Source organism: Hymenobacter coalescens (genome assembly GCF_054783195.1).
The window spans coordinates 457725-477632 of record NZ_BAAGRA010000007.1 but is presented as its reverse complement, the minus strand read 5'-3'; the positions used below and the strand labels follow the sequence as shown (position 1 = coordinate 477632).

Annotated in this window: 18 protein-coding genes; 4 read left to right on the top strand and 14 right to left on the bottom strand. The window is 63.7% G+C overall.

The annotated features are described in order from the left end of the window. Window positions 1-143: 143 nt before the first annotated feature. The 13 genes from ACYVKQ_RS07630 to ACYVKQ_RS07570 form a co-directional block, all read right to left on the bottom strand. Window positions 144-539, bottom strand: a complete 396-nt coding sequence (locus tag ACYVKQ_RS07630) for a hypothetical protein (protein ID WP_460577251.1) — start codon at window positions 537-539, stop codon at window positions 144-146. 4 nt (window positions 540-543) lie between these two features. Next, complete coding sequence (locus ACYVKQ_RS07625; protein ID WP_460577249.1) at window positions 544-1092, bottom strand: sporulation protein; 549 nt, start codon at window positions 1090-1092, stop codon at window positions 544-546. After that, on the bottom strand, window positions 1073-1768 hold the full coding sequence (deoC, locus tag ACYVKQ_RS07620; protein WP_460577247.1) for a 2-deoxyribose-5-phosphate aldolase: 696 nt from the start codon (window positions 1766-1768) through the stop codon (window positions 1073-1075). The genes ACYVKQ_RS07625 and deoC overlap by 20 nt, the downstream gene beginning before the upstream one ends. Window positions 1769-1796: 28 nt before the next feature. After that, window positions 1797-2096 (bottom strand): hypothetical protein, encoded by a 300-nt coding sequence (locus ACYVKQ_RS07615; RefSeq protein ID WP_460577245.1) that lies wholly within the window; start codon window positions 2094-2096, stop codon window positions 1797-1799. Between the two features lie 92 nt (window positions 2097-2188). Beyond that, window positions 2189-5590, bottom strand: coding sequence for a preprotein translocase subunit SecA (gene secA, locus ACYVKQ_RS07610; RefSeq protein ID WP_460577243.1), 3402 nt, complete (start codon window positions 5588-5590; stop codon window positions 2189-2191). 203 nt (window positions 5591-5793) lie between these two features. Continuing rightward, a complete protein-coding gene (locus ACYVKQ_RS07605; protein ID WP_460577241.1) occupies window positions 5794-6705 on the bottom strand; it encodes an SDR family oxidoreductase in 912 nt (303 codons plus the stop codon). Window positions 6706-6716: 11 nt separating this feature from the next. Next, window positions 6717-8006 carry a family 1 glycosylhydrolase gene (locus ACYVKQ_RS07600; protein WP_460577240.1) on the bottom strand — a complete coding sequence of 430 codons (1290 nt, stop codon included), beginning with the start codon at window positions 8004-8006 and terminating at the stop codon, window positions 6717-6719. Window positions 8007-8069: 63 nt separating this feature from the next. After that, the gene (gene glf, locus ACYVKQ_RS07595) at window positions 8070-9257 is read right to left on the bottom strand and encodes a UDP-galactopyranose/dTDP-fucopyranose mutase family protein (protein WP_460577238.1); all 1188 of its coding nucleotides are present in this window, start codon (window positions 9255-9257) and stop codon (window positions 8070-8072) included. A gap of 73 nt (window positions 9258-9330) precedes the next feature. Beyond that, window positions 9331-10569, bottom strand: coding sequence for a glycosyltransferase family 1 protein (locus ACYVKQ_RS07590; protein ID WP_460577237.1), 1239 nt, complete (start codon window positions 10567-10569; stop codon window positions 9331-9333). Between the two features lie 175 nt (window positions 10570-10744). After that, window positions 10745-11272, bottom strand: coding sequence for a GNAT family N-acetyltransferase (locus ACYVKQ_RS07585; protein WP_460577235.1), 528 nt, complete (start codon window positions 11270-11272; stop codon window positions 10745-10747). Window positions 11273-11275: 3 nt separating this feature from the next. Beyond that, a complete protein-coding gene (dapF, locus tag ACYVKQ_RS07580) occupies window positions 11276-12064 on the bottom strand; it encodes a diaminopimelate epimerase (protein WP_460577233.1) in 789 nt (262 codons plus the stop codon). Between the two features lie 20 nt (window positions 12065-12084). After that, window positions 12085-12567, bottom strand: a complete 483-nt coding sequence (locus ACYVKQ_RS07575) for a DinB family protein (protein WP_460577231.1) — start codon at window positions 12565-12567, stop codon at window positions 12085-12087. 13 nt (window positions 12568-12580) lie between these two features. Beyond that, window positions 12581-12961: a hypothetical protein gene (locus ACYVKQ_RS07570; protein WP_460577229.1), complete on the bottom strand. Its 381-nt coding sequence runs from the start codon at window positions 12959-12961 to the stop codon at window positions 12581-12583. Window positions 12962-13047: 86 nt separating this feature from the next. Between ACYVKQ_RS07570 and ACYVKQ_RS07565 the strand changes: the two genes are divergently transcribed. The 3 genes from ACYVKQ_RS07565 (at window position 13048) to ACYVKQ_RS07555 (ending at window position 16262) form a co-directional block, all read left to right on the top strand. Then, window positions 13048-13941: a class I SAM-dependent methyltransferase gene (locus ACYVKQ_RS07565; RefSeq protein WP_460577227.1), complete on the top strand. Its 894-nt coding sequence runs from the start codon at window positions 13048-13050 to the stop codon at window positions 13939-13941. A gap of 109 nt (window positions 13942-14050) precedes the next feature. Beyond that, window positions 14051-15004: a Ppx/GppA phosphatase family protein gene (locus ACYVKQ_RS07560; RefSeq protein ID WP_460577226.1), complete on the top strand. Its 954-nt coding sequence runs from the start codon at window positions 14051-14053 to the stop codon at window positions 15002-15004. A gap of 196 nt (window positions 15005-15200) precedes the next feature. Continuing rightward, a complete protein-coding gene (locus ACYVKQ_RS07555; protein ID WP_460577259.1) occupies window positions 15201-16262 on the top strand; it encodes an Ldh family oxidoreductase in 1062 nt (353 codons plus the stop codon). Between the two features lie 137 nt (window positions 16263-16399). Here the strand turns inward: ACYVKQ_RS07555 and ACYVKQ_RS07550 are convergent, their stop codons facing one another. Next, on the bottom strand, window positions 16400-17272 hold the full coding sequence (locus tag ACYVKQ_RS07550) for a murein L,D-transpeptidase catalytic domain family protein (RefSeq protein WP_460577224.1): 873 nt from the start codon (window positions 17270-17272) through the stop codon (window positions 16400-16402). A gap of 243 nt (window positions 17273-17515) precedes the next feature. On the opposite strand from ACYVKQ_RS07550, the gene ACYVKQ_RS07545 reads away from it, so the two are divergent. Then, window positions 17516-19885, top strand: coding sequence for an alpha-amylase family glycosyl hydrolase (locus ACYVKQ_RS07545; protein WP_460577222.1), 2370 nt, complete (start codon window positions 17516-17518; stop codon window positions 19883-19885). Window positions 19886-19908: the final 23 nt, after the last annotated feature.

Below are 19908 nucleotides of genomic sequence, written 5' to 3'. Positions count from 1 at the left end.
AGGACGCCAAAGCTTGGTTCAACCATTGTGGCTATCATGTACACCGTTCATGAATCCGCTATATATTCCAGAATCTGCGCGGTTATTTTCAGTTCGCTACAGAAACAGCGCAAACCGGTAGGCGCCGACTACCGGCCCCGCTCCTACTCGAACAGCACGCTCACCTGCGGCTTGATGGCCAGCAGCATGGTGCGCCCAATCAGGTTGGGGCTGAACGCGGCCTCCAACTGCTCTTCGGAGTGCACCACGCGGCCGACCAGCACGCAGTCGGCAAACTCCAGGTACTGTCCGCGCTTGTCGTTGTTGTAGCGGATACGCCCGCGCACGGCCACGGTCAGGTCGAGCAGCACGGTTTCGGTGCCGGTGCGCGCCAGGGTGACGTCCACCATGCCGGAGTCGGGCCAGAGCGACACGAGCAGCAACAGGTCGTCGCACTGCACCCGGTAGTGCCAGTTGCCACCCAGTCCCTCCGTCGGGATGACCTCCAGGCCCTGCAGCAGATCCAGCTCCTCCCACTGCAGCCCGCGTAGCAGCGCCACGGGGCTAAAAGCGGGTTTTGTTGATGAGCACCTGCGCCGGCTGCAGCTCCGCCTTGGGGGCCAGCGGCCGAATGCGCAGCATGGCCCGCTCGGCGTCGAGGCGCGTGGGGTAGTCGCCGATGAGGAGGCGGTAAATCGGCTGCTTGAACACGAGGTAATCCGTTTCCTCGGGGTAGCGGCTGATGACGGCGCGGCGGATGCCCATGGCCTGCTCGCGCTCCAGCCCCACGTAGGCCTGAATGCGGTAGCCGCTGGTGTATTTGACGTTCTGGTTGGTATAGGCCTGGTCACGCAGGCGCTGGTCAATCAGGTTGTTGACGTGGGCCGTGGGCGGCACGGCCGTTTTGGCGGGCAGCGGCTTGGGCGCAGCGGGCAGGGTAAACTTCGGCCGGTACCGGCTCAGGTCCTCGGCCGGCGCGGCGGTTTTGGCCGTGGCGGCGGGGCGCGTCGTGTCGGGGGCAGAAGTGGTGGGCTTGGCCGGCCCCGTAGCGGCGCAGCCGGCCAGGGTAAGCGAAACGAAGAGCAACGGCACGTTAGTAAGCAGTCGATTCATGAGCGGCGTCATCGGCGGGGGGCGTGAGCAGGGCAATTCCGGCGGAGGCGCCGAGGCGGTCGGCCCCGGCCTGCACCAGCGCCACGGCCTGGGCGTGCGTGCGAATGCCCCCGGAGGCCTTGATACGGATGTGCGCCGGCAACTGGTCGCGCATCAGGCGGATATCCTCCACCGTGGCCCCGCGGCTGGCAAAGCCGGTGGACGTTTTCACGAAGTCGGCCCCGGCGGCGGCGCACAGGTCGCAGGCCTGGCGGATTTCGGCCGGCGAGAGCAGCGCCGTTTCGATGATAACCTTCAGCAGCCCGCCGCGGAAGTGGCACAGCTCGGCCAGTTGCCCCAGCTCGTCCTCCACCTCCGCGTGGTTTCCCGACTTAAAGGCCGCCACGTTCATCACCACGTCGATTTCGGTAGCGCCCTCGCTCAGGGCCTGGTGCGCCTCGAAGAACTTCACCTTGGTGAGCTGGTAGCCCAGCGGAAAGCCGACCACGGTGCACACGGCCACGCCCGAAGCATATAGCTCGTTGGCGGCCACGGCCACGTAGCAGGGCGGCACGCACACGCTGGCAAACTGCGCCTGCCGCGCTTCGGCGCACAGCTGCTGGATCTGGGCCCGGGTCGCGTCGGGCTTAAGCAACGTATGATCGATGCGCGCGGCGAGGTTGTCGGTGGAAAGCATGAGGCAAAGGTAGCTAATCGGCGGGCCGCTAGTCGAAGCGGTTGTACTCCTCGTGCCAGGCCTGATAGCGGCGGTAAATCCAACCGCCCAGTCGTAAAGCCAGTAAGCCGGTAAACACAAATGCCAGCAGCCAGCCCAATAGCCACGCACCCACCAAGAGCAGAAGCTGTCCAAAATCCTGTAAGTGCCCGCCGATATCCTCTTTAGCGCGGGGCACAAACTCCGAGTCATGGGGTAACAAGTAAAACAGCGTAAAAAGCACGGCCGCGCCCACTCCGCTAATGAGCAGCTGTTTATCCCGCCGGCCTATTTCTCGCTTGTTTTCCATCGCTCCAATAATAAAGAAACGCTGCCCGGCTTAGTGCCAGGCAGCGTTCCAATTAGCGACGCACAAGCCGTGGGGCTTACCCCAAGCGGTACTTAGTCGATGATGACGGCACGGTTGTTCAGTACGTCCTCTTCCACGCTCTTGAACTTCACGTCGCGCACGATGCGGCCGTCCATGTACTGCACACTCACCTTGTCGTTGCGGTTGGCTACTTTCTGCGAGCGAACGGGCGACTGTTTTTCCACCACCAGCTCGGCGTTGTCGTCCTCGGCCGTGAAGCCCGACTCCAACTGCGAGTGCACCTGCTCCTTCTCGGCCTTCACGCGGGGCTGCGGAATGCGCGGCGCCGGGGCGGCTTCCTCGAAAAAGATTTCGGGCTCCTGGCCCGAGCCCTGCGTCGTGGCCGGAATGTCGGCGTGGAACAGGAACGAGACGGTGTCCTCGTTCACCTTGCTGATCATGCGCTTGAACAGCTCGAACGACTCGAACTTGTACACCAGCAGCGGGTCTTTCTGCTCGTACACGGCGTTTTGCACCACCTGCTTCAGGTCGTCCATGGAGCGCAGGTGCTGCGTCCAGGCTTCGTCGATCAGCGAAAGCACCACCACCTTCTCCATGGCGCGGATCAGCTCCTGGCCGTTGGATTGCTGGGCTTTGCGCAGGTTGGCCACGGCCGTCACCTGCTTGCGCTGGTCGGAGAACGGCACGGCAATGTTCTCGAACGGGGCGTTCTGGGCAATCAGGTCGTTGACGAGCGGCAACGCCGATTCGCCAATGACCTCGTTCTTCGAGTGGTAGTAGCCCAGGGCTTCGTCGTAGAGCTTCTGCGTGAGCTGCGGCACCTGCTGGGCACCAAACTCGGCAGCCGTGATGTGCGTGTCGTAGCCGAACACGCGGATGATGGCCAGCTGGAAGTCGGCGTAGTCGCCGCTGATCTTGTGGCCGGTCACGATGTCCTCCGACACCTCGTAGATCATGTTCCACACGTCCAGCTCCAGCCGCTCCCCGAAGAGGGCGTTGCGGCGGCGGCGGTACACCACCTCGCGCTGGGCGTTCATCACGTCGTCGTACTCCAGCAGGCGCTTGCGCATGCCGAAGTTGTTTTCCTCCACCTTCTTCTGGGCGCGCTCAATCGACGAGGTAATCATCGAGTGCTGAATCACTTCGCCTTCCTCCAGGCCCATGCGATCCATGAGGCGGGCAATGCGGTCGGAGCCGAACAGGCGCATCAGGTTGTCTTCGAGCGAGACGAAGAACTGCGAGGTGCCCGGGTCGCCCTGACGGCCGGCCCGGCCGCGCAACTGCCGGTCCACGCGGCGGGACTCGTGGCGCTCCGTGCCGATGATGGCCAGACCGCCCGCCTCCTTCGAGGTTTCGCGCAGCTTGATGTCGGTACCGCGGCCGGCCATGTTGGTGGCGATGGTCACGGTGCCGGGGTAGCCGGCGCCGGCCACGATTTCGGCTTCGCGCTGGTTCTGCTTGGCGTTCAGCACCTGGTGCGGAATCTTGCGCAGCTGCAGCAGGCGGCTGATGATTTCGGAGTTTTCTACCGACGTGGTACCCACGAGCACCGGGCGGCCGGCTTTCACCAGCTCCTGGATTTCCTCGGCCACCGCGTTGTATTTCTCGCGCGTCGTCTTGTAGACTTTGTCGTGCTGGTCTTTACGAGCAATGCCGCGGTTGGTGGGCACCACCACCACATCCAGCTTGTAGATCTGCCAGAATTCGCCCGCTTCCGTTTCGGCCGTACCGGTCATACCGGCCAGCTTGTGGTACATGCGGAAGTAGTTCTGCAGGGTCACCGTGGCGTAGGTCTGCGTGGCGTCTTCGATGCGCACGTTTTCCTTGGCCTCGATGGCCTGGTGCAGGCCATCGGAGTAGCGGCGGCCTTCCATCACGCGGCCGGTCTGCTCGTCCACGATCTTCACCTTGTGGTCTTCGCTGACGATGTACTGGTCGTCGCGCTCGAACAGGGTGTAGGCTTTCAGCAGCTGGTTCACGGTGTGGATACGCTCGGATTTCTCCTGGTAATCCTGCATCACGTGCTCCTTGGTGTGCAGCTTCTCGTCGGCCGAGAGGGTTTTGTTGTTCTCAATAGCCGCCAGCTCCGAGCCGATGTCGGGCATGATGAAGAAGCTTGGGTCTTCGCCCTGGCCGGTAATCAGGTCAATGCCTTTCTCGGTCAGCTCGATCTGGTTGTTCTTCTCGTCGATGGTGAAGAACAGCGGCTGATCGGCCTGCGGCATCATGCGCGAGTTGTCCTGCAGGTAGTAATTCTCGGCCTTCTGCAGAATGGCGCGGTTGCCGGTTTCCGAGAGAAACTTGATGAGCGGCTTGCTCTTGGGCAGGCCGCGGTAAGCGCGGAACAGCGCCAGGCCGCCTTCGCCTTCCTTCGCGCCGTCCTTGCCTTCCTTGATCAGGCGCTTGGCGTCGAGCAGGTTTTGCTGCACCAGCTTTTTCTGCTCTTCTACCAGACGCTGAATGCGCGGCTTGAGCAGGTGAAACTCATGCACGTCGCCGCGCGGCACCGGGCCCGAAATGATGAGCGGAGTCCGGGCGTCGTCGATGAGCACGGAGTCCACTTCGTCGACCATGGCGTAGTGGTGCTTGCGTTGCACCAGCTCCTCCGGGTCGCGCGCCATGTTGTCGCGCAGGTAGTCGAAGCCAAACTCGTTGTTGGTGCCGTAGGTGATGTCGGCCAGATAGGCCTGCCGGCGGGCGTCCGTGTTGGGCTGGTGCTTGTCGATGCAGTCACAACGCATGTTGTGAAACTCGAACAGCGGGCCCATCCACTCGGAGTCGCGCTTGGCCAGGTAGTCGTTGACGGTTACCACGTGCACGCCGCGGCGGGCCAGCGCGTTCAGGAAGGCGGGCAGTGTGGCCACCAGCGTCTTGCCCTCACCGGTAGCCATTTCGGCGATTTTGCCCTGGTGCAGCACGATGCCGCCGATGAGCTGCACGTCGTAGTGCGCCATTTCCCAGGTCAGTTCGGCGCCGCCGGCCATCCACTTGTTCGGCCAGATGGCCTTATCGCCCTCGAAGCGAATGTGCGGACGGGTACGCGAAAGGCTGCGGTCGTGCTCGGTGGCGGTTACCACCAGCTGGCCGTTTTCCTTGTAGCGGCGCGCCGTTTCCTTCACGATGGCGAAGGCGCGCGGCAGCACTTCCATCAACACTTCCTCCAACTGCACATTGCGCTGCTTTTCCAGCGCGTCGATCTGGTCGAAGACGCGTTCCTTCTCCTGAATGTCGAGGTTGGGCTCGTCGTTGATACGCTGGTGCAGGCCGGCAATCTGCGCGTCCACGGCTTGCAGCCGCTGGTCGATGATGCCGCGCAGCTCGTCGGACTGGCCGCGCAACTCGTCATCGGAGATGGCTGCCAGTTTGGCGTATTCGGCGTTGATGGTCGCCACGTAAGGAATGATGCCTTTCAAGTCCCGCTCCGACTTGGTGCCGAAGACTTTCGTGACGGCCTTCCCGATAAAATCGAACATGCTGTGTAGGAAAATGTACTGAATGCGCTGGGGCGCACCTCAAAAATACGTTGTTTGGCCGAAAAGCCCCAGACGCGTTCGAAGTTGTCCCAGAAATGACAAACCCCGCATCCTCAAAAAGAGTGCGGGGTTCGCCTGGAAAGAACTATTGGCAGATTTGCCGGAACTTTCAGGGGGTGCTTATGCCAATGTTGCCGAAGCCGCTACGATGCTTCCTGCAGGGCTGCGCCGCGTAGCGTACACTCCGCGCCCCCTCCCTCGGCGAGGTAGCGCACCAGCCCGTCTTCCACGGTGGGCAGCACCATGCCCCGACTGCTGCTCAGGGCGCTGAAAGCTGGGCGCGGCGCGGGCCAGCGGAACTCGGCGGCGGGGCGGGGCCGCACCAATGCGGTATTAAGGCCGGCGGCTTCGGAAGCCAACTGCGCCAGGCGGGCCCAGGTGTAGGTGCCGCGGTTGGCCACGTGCCATATGCCGGCTTCCTCGTCGATGAGCAGGTCGAGCGAAGTGTTTACCAGATCGGGCACGTACGTGGGGGAAATCTGCAGGTCGTCGGCTGCTTCAAAAACCCGCCCGCCGCGCATGGCCTGCAAGGCGTAGTGCACGAAATTATATTCGTCCCAGGGACCAAAAAAGGCGCTGGTACGCACCACCAGAGCGGCGGGCATGGCCGTCAGCACATCGCGCTCGGCCAGGCTCTTGCTGCGCCCGTACACGTTCAGGGGGCGCTTGGTATCGTCCTCCATGTAGGGTACCAACTGCTGCCCATCGAACACGAGGTCGGAAGAAAAGGTCAGCAACTGGATGCCGTGGTGGGCGCAGGCCTCAGCCAGCACCTTCGGACCGGTGGTATTCACGCGGTAGCACAGCGCAGCGTCGTTCTCGGCTTCGTCCACGCGCACGTAGCCAGCCGCGTTGACGATGGCCCAGGGGTTGTAACGCTGCAGGGCCAGTTCCAAGGCCACGGGGTCCGCAATGTCCAGCTCGTGGCGGCTAAGGCACACCGTGGTGAGGTTGCGCACCTCGCAGATGCGCTGAAAGGCCTGGCCCAGGGTGCCCTGCGCGCCCGTAATCAGCAACGGCTGAGCAGCAGTCGTAGTTGACTGAAATACATTCATGGCTAGGTGATTTAGGCGGGTTGGAAGTGGCGATAGGCAAAACGGTTGGGGCGTTGCCACCAGCCGGCGCCCTCCAGGACGGGGTGGTGGTAGGATTGATTTTTGGCCAGGTGCTGCACCATTTTGAACAGGGCCGTGCGGCGGGGCTGCCCGCTGCGCACATCGAATACCCCAGTTTCGTATGTTCCGTCGCGGGTAAGCAGCGTGTCCCAGTTGTGAGCTCCAAACAGGGCCCAGACGGTCACAGCCCGCACATCGGCCCCGGCTTTCCGGGCTTCGCCGGCCGCATTCCAGGCCTGCTGCAGCCAGCGCATCTGTTCCTCGCGGGTGCAGGCCAGCTGCACTTCCGTAATGGCCACGGGCAGGTGGTAACGCGCCCAAGCTTCACCCAGCAGCGTGCGCAGGCCAGCCAGTTCCAAAGGTTCCACGCGCACGGCTTCCACGTCGGCGTATTGCTCCTGGTGATTGTGCCCGACGCTGTGCGAGGGGTAGTGCTCCAGGCGCTCGTCCAGAAACCGCTCGCTCGTGACGTAGTAGTTGATGCCCAGCACATCGGGCGGCAGCGGGGCCTGCACCAGCTCGTCCAGCTCTTGCGGCGTGGCGCCGTGGTCGAGCAGGTAGCGGTACAGCGCGTGCTCGGGCGTCACGCGGCCGCAGAGCAGGTCGTAGCTCAGCCAGCGCCGGTGGTTTTCGAATTCGGCCTGGTACGCCAGCCGCGGGGTGCTGTGGATTTTGCCCAGGTCTTCGGTTTGCACCAGCCGGGCCTGGGGATTGACCTCACGGATGGCCAGTATGGCGGCTTTCGTGGCCTGCACCTGATGCAGCAACATCCGCACAAAGGCAAAATCGTCGTGGCGGTGCGGGTACCACAAGCCGTAAAGCCCGCTGAAGCGGGCCGTGGTCAGGGGTTCGTTGACGGGTGTGTAGTGCGTCACCCAGGGGTAGCGCTCCGCGACCATCCCGGCAAAGCGGCCCAGGCCCGTCACGAAACTGGGCTGGTCCATAGCGGTATAGCGCGGCCCGCTGCCGTGGTGCACCAATCCCACGATGGGGTCGATGCCCAGCTCCCGCAGGCGGTTCATGCGCTCATCGGTCCACGCCCAGTCCGGCTCGTCGAGGCTGTCGGGCGCCACGTTTTCCCACAGCACCGGGTAGCGCAGCTTGCGCACCCCTAGCTCGGCTATTTGGTCCAGATCCTCCAAGCGGTGGCGGTGGCCACTGAGCCGGGTTTGATCCGAAAAATCATCCTGCACGCGTCGAATGCTGCATTCGACACCGCCCCACATTTCCATATCTGCCATGCGCGAACAATACCGCGGGGTGTAGCAAAGCACGGCCCCCTGCTACACCCCGCGGATGAAACCTTACGCTTTCTTCTTGTCCGGGTCGCGGGGCAGCAGCTTTTCCATTAAGCTGACCGAACCCGTAATAGCCGGCTTTTTGCTTTTCTGCGCTTCTTCGTTTTTCTCGGTGAGCTTCTTGTACAGCGTCAGCGCCTGGGCCACCACCTGGTCCATGTTGTAGTACTTGTACGTTGCCAGGCGGCCTACGAAGTGCACGTTGGGCGTTTCGTCGGCCAGCTTCTTGTACTTGTTGTACAGCTCGGCGTTTTCGAGGCGCGGAATCGGGTAGTACGGGTCGCCCTCGGCTTTCGGAAACTCGTACACGATGCTCGTTTTGGGGTGCGTCTGGCCCGTCAGCGCCTTAAATTCCGTGATGCGGGTGTACAGGTGCTCGTTCGGGTAATTCACTACCGGCGCCTCCAGGTGCTGCTCCTTGTTCAGGGTCTCGTGCTTGAACTCCAGGGAGCGGTACGGCAGCTTGCCAAACTTGAAATCAAAGTACTCGTCCACCGGGCCGGTGAAAATCATTTCCTTGAACGGAATGACGTTCACGATTTCGTGGTAATCGGTGTTGAGCATTACCTTGATGTTCGGGTGGTCGAGCATCTTCTCGAACATCTTGGTGTAGCCGTGCAGGGGCATGGCCTGGTACGTGTCGGTGAAGTAGCGCCGGTCGCGGTTGGTGCGGGTGGGCACGCGCGAGGTCACCGATTTATCCAGCTCCGAGGGGTCGAGGCCCCACTGCTTGCGGGTGTAGTTGCGGAAGAACTTCTCGTACAATTCGCGCCCTACTTTGCTTACCACCACATCCTCCGACGTTTTGATAACCGGCACTTCCTCGGCTTGCGACTCGAAGAAGGCGTCGACCTCGAAAGAGGTCATGTTGGTACCGTACAGCTTGTTGATGGTGTCCAAGTTGATCGGAATCGGCACGTGCTGGCCGTCTACCGAGGCCAACACCCAGTGTTCGTAGGGACGCCACTCGGTGAAGTTGGAGAGGTATTCGAACACCTCTTTGGAATTCGTGTGAAAAATGTGCGGACCGTATTTATGCACGAGGATACCCTCCTCGTTGTAGTGGTCGAAAGCGTTGCCAGCAATGTGGTTACGCTTGTCGATGATCAGCACTTTCTTGTTGGAACGCGTGGCCAGCCGCTCAGCTAGTACGCTGCCGGCGAATCCGGCTCCGACGATCAGATAGTCAAACATAGCTCCGGGGGCAGGTGGTGAATTGGATGTGTGAAGTGGGGGTGTGGACGCGGCGGTTGCGTATGTAGTTGGCTTAGGCGCGGGCTTTGTGCAGTTCGGCCTGCATCAGATCGACCATGCCTTGCCAGGTCTGGTCCCAGGAAATCGTGGCCAGGTATTCGTCCACCCGGCCGAGCCAGTTGGGGTTGGCGCCATCGGCCAGCGCCCGCTCAATGGCCTGGCTGAACTCCGGAGCCGCGGCGGCAATGTGCACCAGGCCCAGGTCGCCGTAAGGGCGCACCACGTCGCGGATGGGCGTGCTCACCACGGGCCGGCCGGCGGCCAGGTACTCGGGCGTTTTGGTGGGCGAGATGAACTTCGTGCTTTCGTTGTCGGCGAAGAGCAGCGTGGCCACGTCCCAGCCGCGCAGGTAGTCGGGCAGCTCCTTGTAGTCCTTGCCGCCGAGGTAGTGGATGTTTTTGGACTGGGGCAGCGTGGCCGGGTCGATTTTTACTACCGGGCCGATGATGACGAACTGCCACTCGGGCCGGGCTTCGGCCAGCTGACCCAGCAACTCGATGTCGAGGCGCTCGTCCACCACGCCGAAGAAGCCGACCCGCGGGTGCGGAATCGACGCTTGGTCGGTGGGCTCCGGCGCCTGCTGGCGGGCCTGCCCGAAGTGCGCCTTGTCGATGCTGCTCGGGAAAGCGTGGGCGCTGTGGTGCTGCTTGGTTTTGGCCTCGTACAGGCTCTGGCCGCCGGTAAATACCAGCTGCGCTTGCTGGAACAGTTCCTGCTCGCGGCTGCGCAGCTCGGGGTGGGCACCCTTGAAGTTGGCCAGTTCGTCCATGCAGTCGTAGATGGTCAAGGCGGGCTTAAACTGCCGCGACTTGGCCAGGAACATCGGCGAGTAGTACCAAGCAATGAAATCCGTGATGTTTTCCTGCTCGAAGTAGCCGTTCAGCAGTTCCGCCTGTACCTGATCGGCGGCTTGCTCGCTCAGGCCACCGGGCAGGTGCACCACTACTATTTTCAGACGCCCGGCTTCGCGGTCCTTGATTTCGAGCCAGGGCTGCATGGCCTTATCGTCGAAGTGCGTGCACGGCTCCTCCACGTAGAATACCCGCGTGTGTTTGGCAAAGCGCGACAGCAGATGCTGCGGGCGCTGCCACACAAAATCCCAGTGCAAGTGCGCGAAACACACCAGATCCGGCAGCGTGCCTTGGTGGGTCGTAGCAGTCGTCTGCGGCGCAAAAGCATCGGCAGCGGCGGTCGGCTCGGCAGCGGAAGAAGGTGTCGCCGGCACGAAGGTCGGGGCATCGAGTAAGGACATGCGTTAGAGCGTCAAAATGTTTGGCGATAGGTGCGGTAGTAAGAAATGGTCGGCTCGGTGGCACAGTACCTCTCAACCAAGCGCGGCAGATTAGCATACGCAGGGCTCGGGCAAAAGGATACTATAGCTCCATCCTACCAGCCCAGGCATCTGGTAGAACACAAAAAAAGCGGGCCTACTGGCCCGCTAACACGCACTGCATTTCCACGGCGTCTTCCCACCCGGCATCGGTACTAAACCACTGCTGCCGAACGCCTACGCGCCGAAACCCGCACGCGCGAAAGAGCCGCAGGCTGGCTTTGTTGCGCACCGCAATGGTGCAATACACCTGGTGCAGATGCAGGGTCTTGCGCGCATACAGCAGCAGCAGCCGCAAGGCCGCGGCCGCGTAGCCGCGCCGCCGCTGCTCGCCGAGCACCATGATGCCGACGGCTGCCCGGCGGTGGTGCGGCTCAAAATTGAACAGGTCGAGCGTGCCCACGGCTGCATCGTCGGCCGTGGTGCAAATCACCAGCCGCAGCTGCCGCACCTCGTAAAAATCGGCGGCCGCGTTATCGAGGTAGCGTTGCAGCGCGTAGTGCGACACGGGCATGAGCGTGTCGCTGGCCAGGCCCCACACGCTCGCGTCGTTTTCGATGGCATAGAGAAACGCCAGATCGTTGGCTTCGAGGGCGCGCAGGTAGATGTCGTCGCCGCGCAGCATGGGCTACAGCTGAATGTCGCCTTCGAACACGAACTGCGCCGGGCCATTCAGGTACACGTCGGTAAACGAGCCGTCGGCGTGTTGCTGGAAGGACACGGACAGGTCGCCGCCCATGGTGCGCAACGGCACCGGGCTGTTGGCGCCGCGGCGTGAGGCAGCCAGCGCCACGGCCGTCACGCCGGTGCCGCAGGAGTAGGTTTCGTCTTCTACGCCGCGCTCGTAGGTGCGCACCTGCCAGGGCTGATCGGCAGCGGCGGGCGCTTCCACGAAGTTCACGTTGGTGCCGCCCCGCTCGCCGAAAAACTCCCCAAAACGCACCGCACGGCCCTCCGCGTACACGTTGTGCTCGGCCAGCGAGCTAGCCGGCAGGAAGCGGACGATGTGCGGCGAACCGGTGTTGAGAAAGATGCCGTCGGGCATTTCCTGCTGCCCCGCCACGTCGATCATGCGCAGGCGCACCAGCCCGTCGGCGTCGACGCTGGCTTCGTGCTTGCCATCGGCCGCCATGAAATGAGCCTGCTGCTGAATCACGCCGAGCTGCTTGGCAAAGGCCACGGTACAGCGGCCGCCGTTGCCGCACATCGAGCCCACGTAGCCGTCGGCGTTGTAGTACACCATCTCGAAGTCGTAGCCGGGTAAGGTGCGCAGCAAGATGAGGCCATCGGCCCCGATGCCGCGGCGCCGGTCGCAGAGGCGGCGCACCAGCTGGTAGTCGTCGGCGGGAAAGGTGCGGCTCCGGTCGTCAATCATGACGAAGTCGTTGCCGGTGCCCTGGTACTTGAAGAAATGCATGGGATGCGAAAGAAAAGCCATCAGACCAGTTTGCGTAGCAGCGCCACCTGGCCGGCGTGGTAGAGGTAATGCTGCGCCAAACCGTGCAACAATACATAAATCGAAACGCCCGCGCCCTCGGGCCGGTCGCGCGCCGCGCCGAGCACTTGCTCCAGGTCACGGTCGGTTAGCTGGCTGGCTGCGGCCAGTAACTGCCGATACGCCCGGTTAAGTTCGGCCTGCGCCTGCTGCCAAGCCGCTTCGTCGGCCGCGGCCGGTACGGCGGGCCAGTCTTCCCCCACCACGGGCGTTGCGGCGCGCTGCTCCAGGCGGACGCGCACGGTGTCGGTCCAGGTGCGCAGGTGCAGCACCAACTCCCAGATGCTGTGCGCGGCGGGCAGCGGCTGGGCAGCCGCCTGCCGCGCCGAAATGCCGTCCAGCGTCGCCTGCAGCGACGGGCCCGACCACGCGTCGCCGTCGAAGGCGCGTTCGAGCTGGTCGAGGATGCGTTGAATCTCGCTCATGTCAGCAGAGGGGTTACTTGCCCATGGAAGAAAGCAGCAGATAGTTCAACGTACCAAACGACAACACGATGTAGGCCAGCACATAGGGCATCAGGGCCGTGGCCCGCGGCTGCCGGTAAAGCACGTAAAAGTCGGCCTCGGTATCGCGCCGCCAGTACACCAGCAAGTAGTTCAGCACCGGCGCGGCAAAGACGCCCAGCAGCGCAAAGCCGTTCCAGGAAGCGTCGTAGTAACCAGTGACCCATTGCCGCAGCAGCGGCGGCGCCAACGCGTGCAGCATGAGCACCCACGACACGGCTTGGAAGGTTTTGTGTTTGGCTTTGCGGGCGTCCTTCCACATCACATCCATCACCCGGAAAATAACGGCGTTCAACAACACCAACGGCATGCGCATGCTTCTTCGTCTTCGGGGCGGCGCGCTGTTTTTGCCGGGGCGCGTACCTTTGCCGGCCCGCCTGGCGGGTATACCAAAGGTAGCGCATGTACTCATTCCTGACCACCAGCCCCTGGCCCGACTACGAACTACTCGACAGCGGCAACTTTCAAAAGCTGGAGCGCTTCGGGCGCTACGTGCTCAGCCGCCCCGAACCCCAGGCCGTGTGGGACCCGCACCTGCCCCGCAGCGAGTGGGACCGGGCGCACGCCACCTTCACCCGCGAAAAAGGCGCCAACGCGGCCACCGAAAAGGGTCAGTGGCGCCTGAAGCCGGGCATGGCCGAGCAGTGGGTTATCAGCTACGAGCGGCCCGACGGGCTGAAGCTGCGCTTCCGCCTGGGGCTTTCGTCGTTTAAGCACGTGGGGCTGTTTCCGGAGCAGGACCCGAACTGGCAGTTCATCTACGAGCAGACGCAGAAGCGCCGCGCCGAGAAGCCGCGGGTACTGAACCTGTTTGCCTACACCGGCGCGGCCACGCTGGCCGCCCGTGCCGCCGGCGCCGACGTGACGCACCTGGATTCGGTGAAGCAGGTGAACTTCTGGGCCCGCGACAACATGGAGGCCTCCGGCCTCGACGGGGTGCGCTGGCTGGTGGAAGACGCTTTCAAGTACGTGCAGCGCGAGGTGAAGCGCGGCAACAAGTACCAGGGCCTCATCCTCGATCCGCCCGCCTACGGCCGCGGCCCCACCGGCGAGAAGTGGCAGCTCGAAGATCAGCTCAACGAGATGCTCAAGCTGTGCCGCGAGCTGCTCGATCCGCAGGACCACTTCTACGTCATCAACCTGTACTCTATCGGCTACTCGGCGCTGATTCTGGACAACCTGATCGACACCATCTACGCGCCCTACGGCCGGCAGCGCGAAATCGGGGAAATCTACCTGCACGACAAGGGCCAGCGCAAGCTGCCGCTGGGCACGTTCTGCCGCTTCGCGACGTAGCGCCCGGCGCCCTTACTCCTCCCCCGCTCGGCGCCAGCCCGTATCTTACCCGCACCGTTTCCGTCTGCCCGCCCGATAGCTGCTCACCAGTCACTTGTCCCCAGTTCACGTGTCACTGCATCATCCTCATCACCAGCGTCTGGCCCTCATCGACATGGGCACCAATACGTTTCACCTGCTGATCGTGGAGCTGCCCCCGCGCCCCGGCGATGAGCCGACGGTGCTGCTGCGCACCAAAGTGGGCGTGAAGCTCGGCGAAGGCGGCATCAGCCAGGGCGAAATCGCGCCGGCGGCCTACGGGCGGGCCTTGCACACTCTGCAGGCGTTTCAGGAAGAAATCGAGCTGCACCAGGTGACGCAGGTGCGCGCCACGGCCACCAGCGCCGTGCGCGTGGCCCGCAACGGACTCGACCTCGTGCAGGACATCTTCGAGCAGACCGGCATTCGGGTGGAAGTCATTGCCGGCGCCCGCGAGGCCGAGCTGATCTGCCAGGGCATCCGGCAGGCCGTGCGCCTCGGCCCCGAGCCACACCTGCTGATGGACATCGGCGGCGGCTCGGTGGAGTTCATCATTGCCAACGCCGACACGATTTTCTGGAAGCACAGCTTCGAAATCGGCGCGCAACGGCTGCTGGACCGCTTTTTCCGCCACGACCCGATGCACCCCGACGACGTGCGCGCCGAGCACGAGTTTCTGCGGGCGGCCCTGGCGCCCATGCTGGCGGCCGCCGAGCACTTCCAGCCCGTCAGCCTCGTGGGGGCCTCCGGCTCCTTCGATACGCTCGGCGACATGCAGGCCGCGCGCCAGGGCGAGGACTACACGCGCCAGCCGCCGGCCCGCAGCATCTCGCTCGATAGCTTCTACCTAAGCTACGACCAGCTGCTGTCGATGACGCACGCCGAGCGCATGGCCCTGCCCGGCATGACCCCGTTGCGCGCCGACATGATTGTGGTAGCCTGCGTGCTCATCGACTTCGTGCTCAAGTCCTGCCGGCTCACGCGCATCACGGCCTCGGCTTACGCCCTGAAGGAGGGCCTGCTGGCGGAGATGCTGGGCCGGTGATTAGGTGATTAGGTGATTAGGTGATTAGGTGATTAGGTGATTAGGTGATTAGGTGATTAGGTGATTAGGTGATTAGGTGTAAGCTATTTGCGGCTTATCGGTTACGTTTCTCACCCGTTTTTCCACTCCTGCTGACTAGCGGATCGATGAGCCATTCTGGCCCCGCCTGCTGCCAGCGGTGCAACTTGCCTTTGTAGTGACATTCGAGTACCAGCGCCTGTTTGATTTTGCCGAGGGCGTATTCCGCGCCATGGGCTGCCCCGAAGCGGACGCCCGCCAGGCCACCGAAACCCTGCTGTCCGCCGACCTACGCGGCGTCGACTCGCACGGGGTGGCCCGCCTGAGCGGCTACGTGCGCCTCTGGGAAGCCCAGCGCATCAACGCCGCGCCCCGCATCGGCGTGGTGCACGAAACGCCGAGCACGGCCGTCGTCGACGGCGACGCGGGCCTGGGGCTGGTGGTGGCGCCGCACGCCGTGCGGCTGGCCATCGAAAAGGCCCGGGTGGCGGGCACCGGCTGGGTGGCAGTGCGCAACTCCAACCACTTCGGCATTGCCGGCTACCACGCCATGCTGGCCCTGCCGCACGACATGATTGGCATTGCCTTAACCAATGCCTCGCCGCTGGTGGCCCCCACGTATTCACTGGAGCGCCTGCTAGGCACCAATCCCATTTCGGTGGCCATTCCGGCCGGCGAGCAGCCGCCCTTCGTGCTCGACATGGCCACCACCACGGCCGCGCAGGGCAAAATGGAAATTCTGGAGCGCAAGGGCCTGCCCGCCCCCGCCGGCTGGATTCAGGACCGGGACGGACAACCGAGCAGCAACCCCACCGAAACCCGTAGCGGCGGCGCCCTCATTCCTCTCGGCGGCGAAACCGGCTCCCACAAGGGCTACGGACTCGGCGCGACGGTCGACATCCTGTCCGCCGTGCTGTCGGGCGCCAACTACGGGCCCTGGGTGCCGCCCTTCGTGGCGTTTCTGCAGCCCCCGGCCGACCCGGTGGGCCAGGGCATCGGGCACTTTTTTGGAGTGATGCGCGTGGATGCTTTCCGCCCCGCCGCCGAGTTCAAGGCCCACATGGACAAGTGGATCGAGACGTTCCGGGGGGCCCGCGCCGTGCCCGGCCAGCAGGTGCTCATCCCCGGCGACCCGGAGCGCCGCATGACAGAAGAGCGGCTGCTGGGTGGCATTCCGCTGCTGCAAAAAGTCGTCGATGACCTGCAGGCCGTGGGGCAGAAGTTCGGGGTGACGCTGTAAGCGGCCGGACTGTGGCAGGCCTGCTTTATGCAGCCCCGGCTCCGAAAAACGGTTATTCCCCTAAAGCAAAAGCGCCGCCGGCTGAGCCGGCGGCGCTTTTGCTTTGAAAGTCAAGGTGCTTTCTGGTCGCCCCGCGGTTAGGCAGACTGGGCCGTCCCGTCGGCAATGAACTCCTGCAAGGCCACGTTCTGGTTCAGGAAGCGCGACTGGTAGCCCGGGTCGTTGCCGTTCAGGAACAAGCAAGTGCCGCCGCCCACGGCGTCAATGATTTCGGCGTACTGGTCCATGGGCAGGGCCGGGCAGCCGAGGCTGCGGCCCAGGCGGCCGTACTGCTTGATGAAGTCTTCGCTCACGTAATCGGCCCCGTGCATCACCACGGCCCGCTCGCGGGCGTTGTCGTTGTAGCCCACGTCGAGCCCATCCAGCTTCAGCGAGCGGCCATGCTTACCGGTGTACTCGGTGGCCGTCACGTAAAAGCCCAGGCTGCTCATATTCGACTCATTCTGGTTAGAGAAGGTGGTGGCCACGTTCTCACCCGAGTTGTGGCCGTGGGCCACCAAGGTGTGAAACAGCACCTTTTTCTCGTCCAGATCGAGCACCCAGAGGCGCTTTTCGGTGGAGGGCAGATTGAAGTCGGCTACGCTCAGCAGTTGGCGGTTGGGGTCGAGTTTGCCCTTGGCGCGCAGGTTCAGGTAACCGGTGTACGCTTTCTCAAACACTTCGTAATCCAGGCCCTGCCCGGCCAGGTTCAGCTCGTCGTAAAGCTGCCGCGTGCCCTGGGCAAACAGCGCCGACTGCGTAGCGGCATTCACGGGAATGCGCCACACCGGCGACTCGTTGCCGAAGGCATTGGCCGTCGTCTTGTGCCCGTGGGCCTGCGTGGAGCGCACCGGGCCTGCCAGCGGCGTGGCCAGAAACAGCGAGGCCACAAAGGGCAGCGCCCGGCGGGCAATGCGGCGGGCGTGGACTTTGAGGCGAAGGCGGTGTACTACGTTGCTATGCTTTTCCATCGGAGGGGTTCGTTTCGGCCCTAGCGGGCCTGGCGGACAACTTCGGTTGTATACGGTGAAGTGCTGATATAGGCTGCAGCTGATATTTAAACAGCCCCTACCTCCAGATGATTCCCGGCAAGGGACAATTACGCTTTCATGATTGACAACCATAAATAAATTACGCAACTTACCCGCCCGGCACGGCTTCCACGTTCCCGGTTTTGTCCTTTTTTTCCTTACCGCATTCCCCAACCTTTACTCATGCTGAAAATCTGGCGCGCGGCCTCCCGTCTGGGGGCGCTGCTATCCGTCGGCGTGGCCCTGCTGCTCGGGCAACCCGCACACGCACAATCTAAAGTTGTGCTCCAAGGATTCTGGTGGGACTACTGGAACACCAACTACCCCAACGGCTGGGCCAATTACCTAGCCGAACTCGCGCCGCGCCTCAAAACCATGGGCGTGGACGCCGTATGGATTCCGCCGAGCATCAAAAACGGCAACCAGGGCAACGGCTACTCCCCCTTCGACCATTACGACCTGGGCGACAAGTACCAGAAAGGTTTCACAGCCACACGTCTGGGCACCAAGGACGAGTTGCTGCGCATGGTGGCCGTGCTCCACGCCAACGGCATCGAGGTGGTGCAGGACGTGGTGCTGAACCACGTGGACGGCGCGGGCTCCGCCTCCGGGGCGGGCGGGCAGGACCCGGCTGCTTGGGAAGACTACACCACGAGCAAGTACAAAAACTTTCGCTACGTATCCTACAATTCACCGGCCTCTGCCGAGGACGCTGCCAACTACCTGGCGCGCTCGGGCCGCTGGTCCAAAAACTGGCAGAACTTCAACCCCAATCCGGGCAACAACTCCACCTCCGGCGACCTGAACGCCGTGTACTTCGGGCCCGACGTGAGCTTCTACAACGGCTCCTACGGCCAAAGCTCCAACGCCACTTTCAACCCCGCCCAGGGCGCCGACTACATGCGTGCCCAGGCCCGCAGCTGGATGATCTGGTACAAGAAGCAGGTGGGCTTCGATGGCGTGCGGCTGGATGCGGTGAAGCACTTCCCGGCCTTTGCCACCGAGGACTTCCTCTACAACCTGCAGAGCAACGCCGGCTGGGCCAACGGCGGCGCGGGCATGTACGCCGTGGGCGAATGGGTGGGCGGCGCCTCGCAGCTCGACCAGTGGTGCACCGATGTGCAGAACCGCTCCGGCACCTTCGATTTCGGGTTGCGCAACGGCCTCTACAACATCGTGAGCGGGGGCGGCAACTTCGACTTAGGCTCGTTGCCGGGCTACCAGCAGGGCCGGCGCGTGGTACTCATCAACGGTCAGTACGTGCACCGCACCGTGCCCTTCGTGAACAACCACGACACCTTCCGGCCGCAGCTGAGCAGCACGGGCACTTACACCGGCTGGAACACCGGCTCGGAGCTGGCCCCGCACATCGACCCGTTCGACCCGCGCCTGTCGGCCACCTACGCCGCCGCGCTGGCCCTGGACGGCTCCCCGCAGATCTTCTTCGAGGACCTCTTCAACGTGGGCGGCACGGGCAAGCGCTTCAGCCACCGACCCACTTCCACCGCCGACCTGCCCACCCGCTCCGACCTTGAAAACCTGATCTGGTGCCACCAGAACCTGCGCTTCAAGGACGGCGCCTACAAAGTGCGCTGGCAGGCGGCCGACCACCTGGTCATCGAACGCAGCACCAAGGCCATCATCGGCATCAACGACAACTACTCGGCCTGGCAGAACAGCACCGTTTCCTGCGACTTCGCCCCCGGCACCGTGCTCAAGGACTACTCCGGCGCCAACGGCACGGCGACCGTGACGGTGAGCGGCTCGCAGACCGTGGCCATCAACACGCCGCCCTGCAACGGCACCGCCACCAGCGGCCGCCGCGGCTACTCGGTGTGGGCCCCGGTGAACATCGGCACCAACTACGTGCGCGCCGCCATGAGCACCACCCAGGAATGGGAGCTGGCCGATGACCTCGGCGACCGGGACAGCCGCTCCCTGGGCCAGGGCGGGCAGCTGCCGGCCGGCTCCACGGCCCTGCGCACGGCGGGCCGCATCTACGTCGGAGCCAACAAAACCGTCACCTACACCCTGTTCCCCTCGAACGGCGCGTACTCGCTGGTGGTGGGCCTTTACAATGCGGCCGGCACGCTGGTGAGCAGCCGTACCGGCACGGGCACGCTCACGGGCACTTACACGCCCACGGCCGACGGTTGGCTGACCATCCGGGCCCGCCAAAACGCGACGACCAACCCCGCGCAGAAAGCCTTCGTGAAGGCGACCTACACGGCCCCGACGACCATCAACACGGCCACGGCCGGCCGCACCGTCACGGCGGCGGCCACGGCCCAGCCGGCGCTGGCCGCCGACCTGCAGCTCTACCCCAACCCCACGGCAGCCGACCGCATCGAGCTGACGCTGGTGTCGCCGGCCGAGCAGCTGGTCACGCTGCGCCTGCACGATCTGACGGGCCGCGTGGTGCACCAGGAAGCACTGAAGCTCTACCCCGGCTCCACGCCGAAGCGCCTGCAGCCGGCCGGTGCCCTGCCCGCGGGTGTGTACACGCTGAGCGTGCCCGAGCTACGGCTCACGCGCAAGCTGGTGGTAAAGTAACCGCCGCTAACCAACGATAAAAA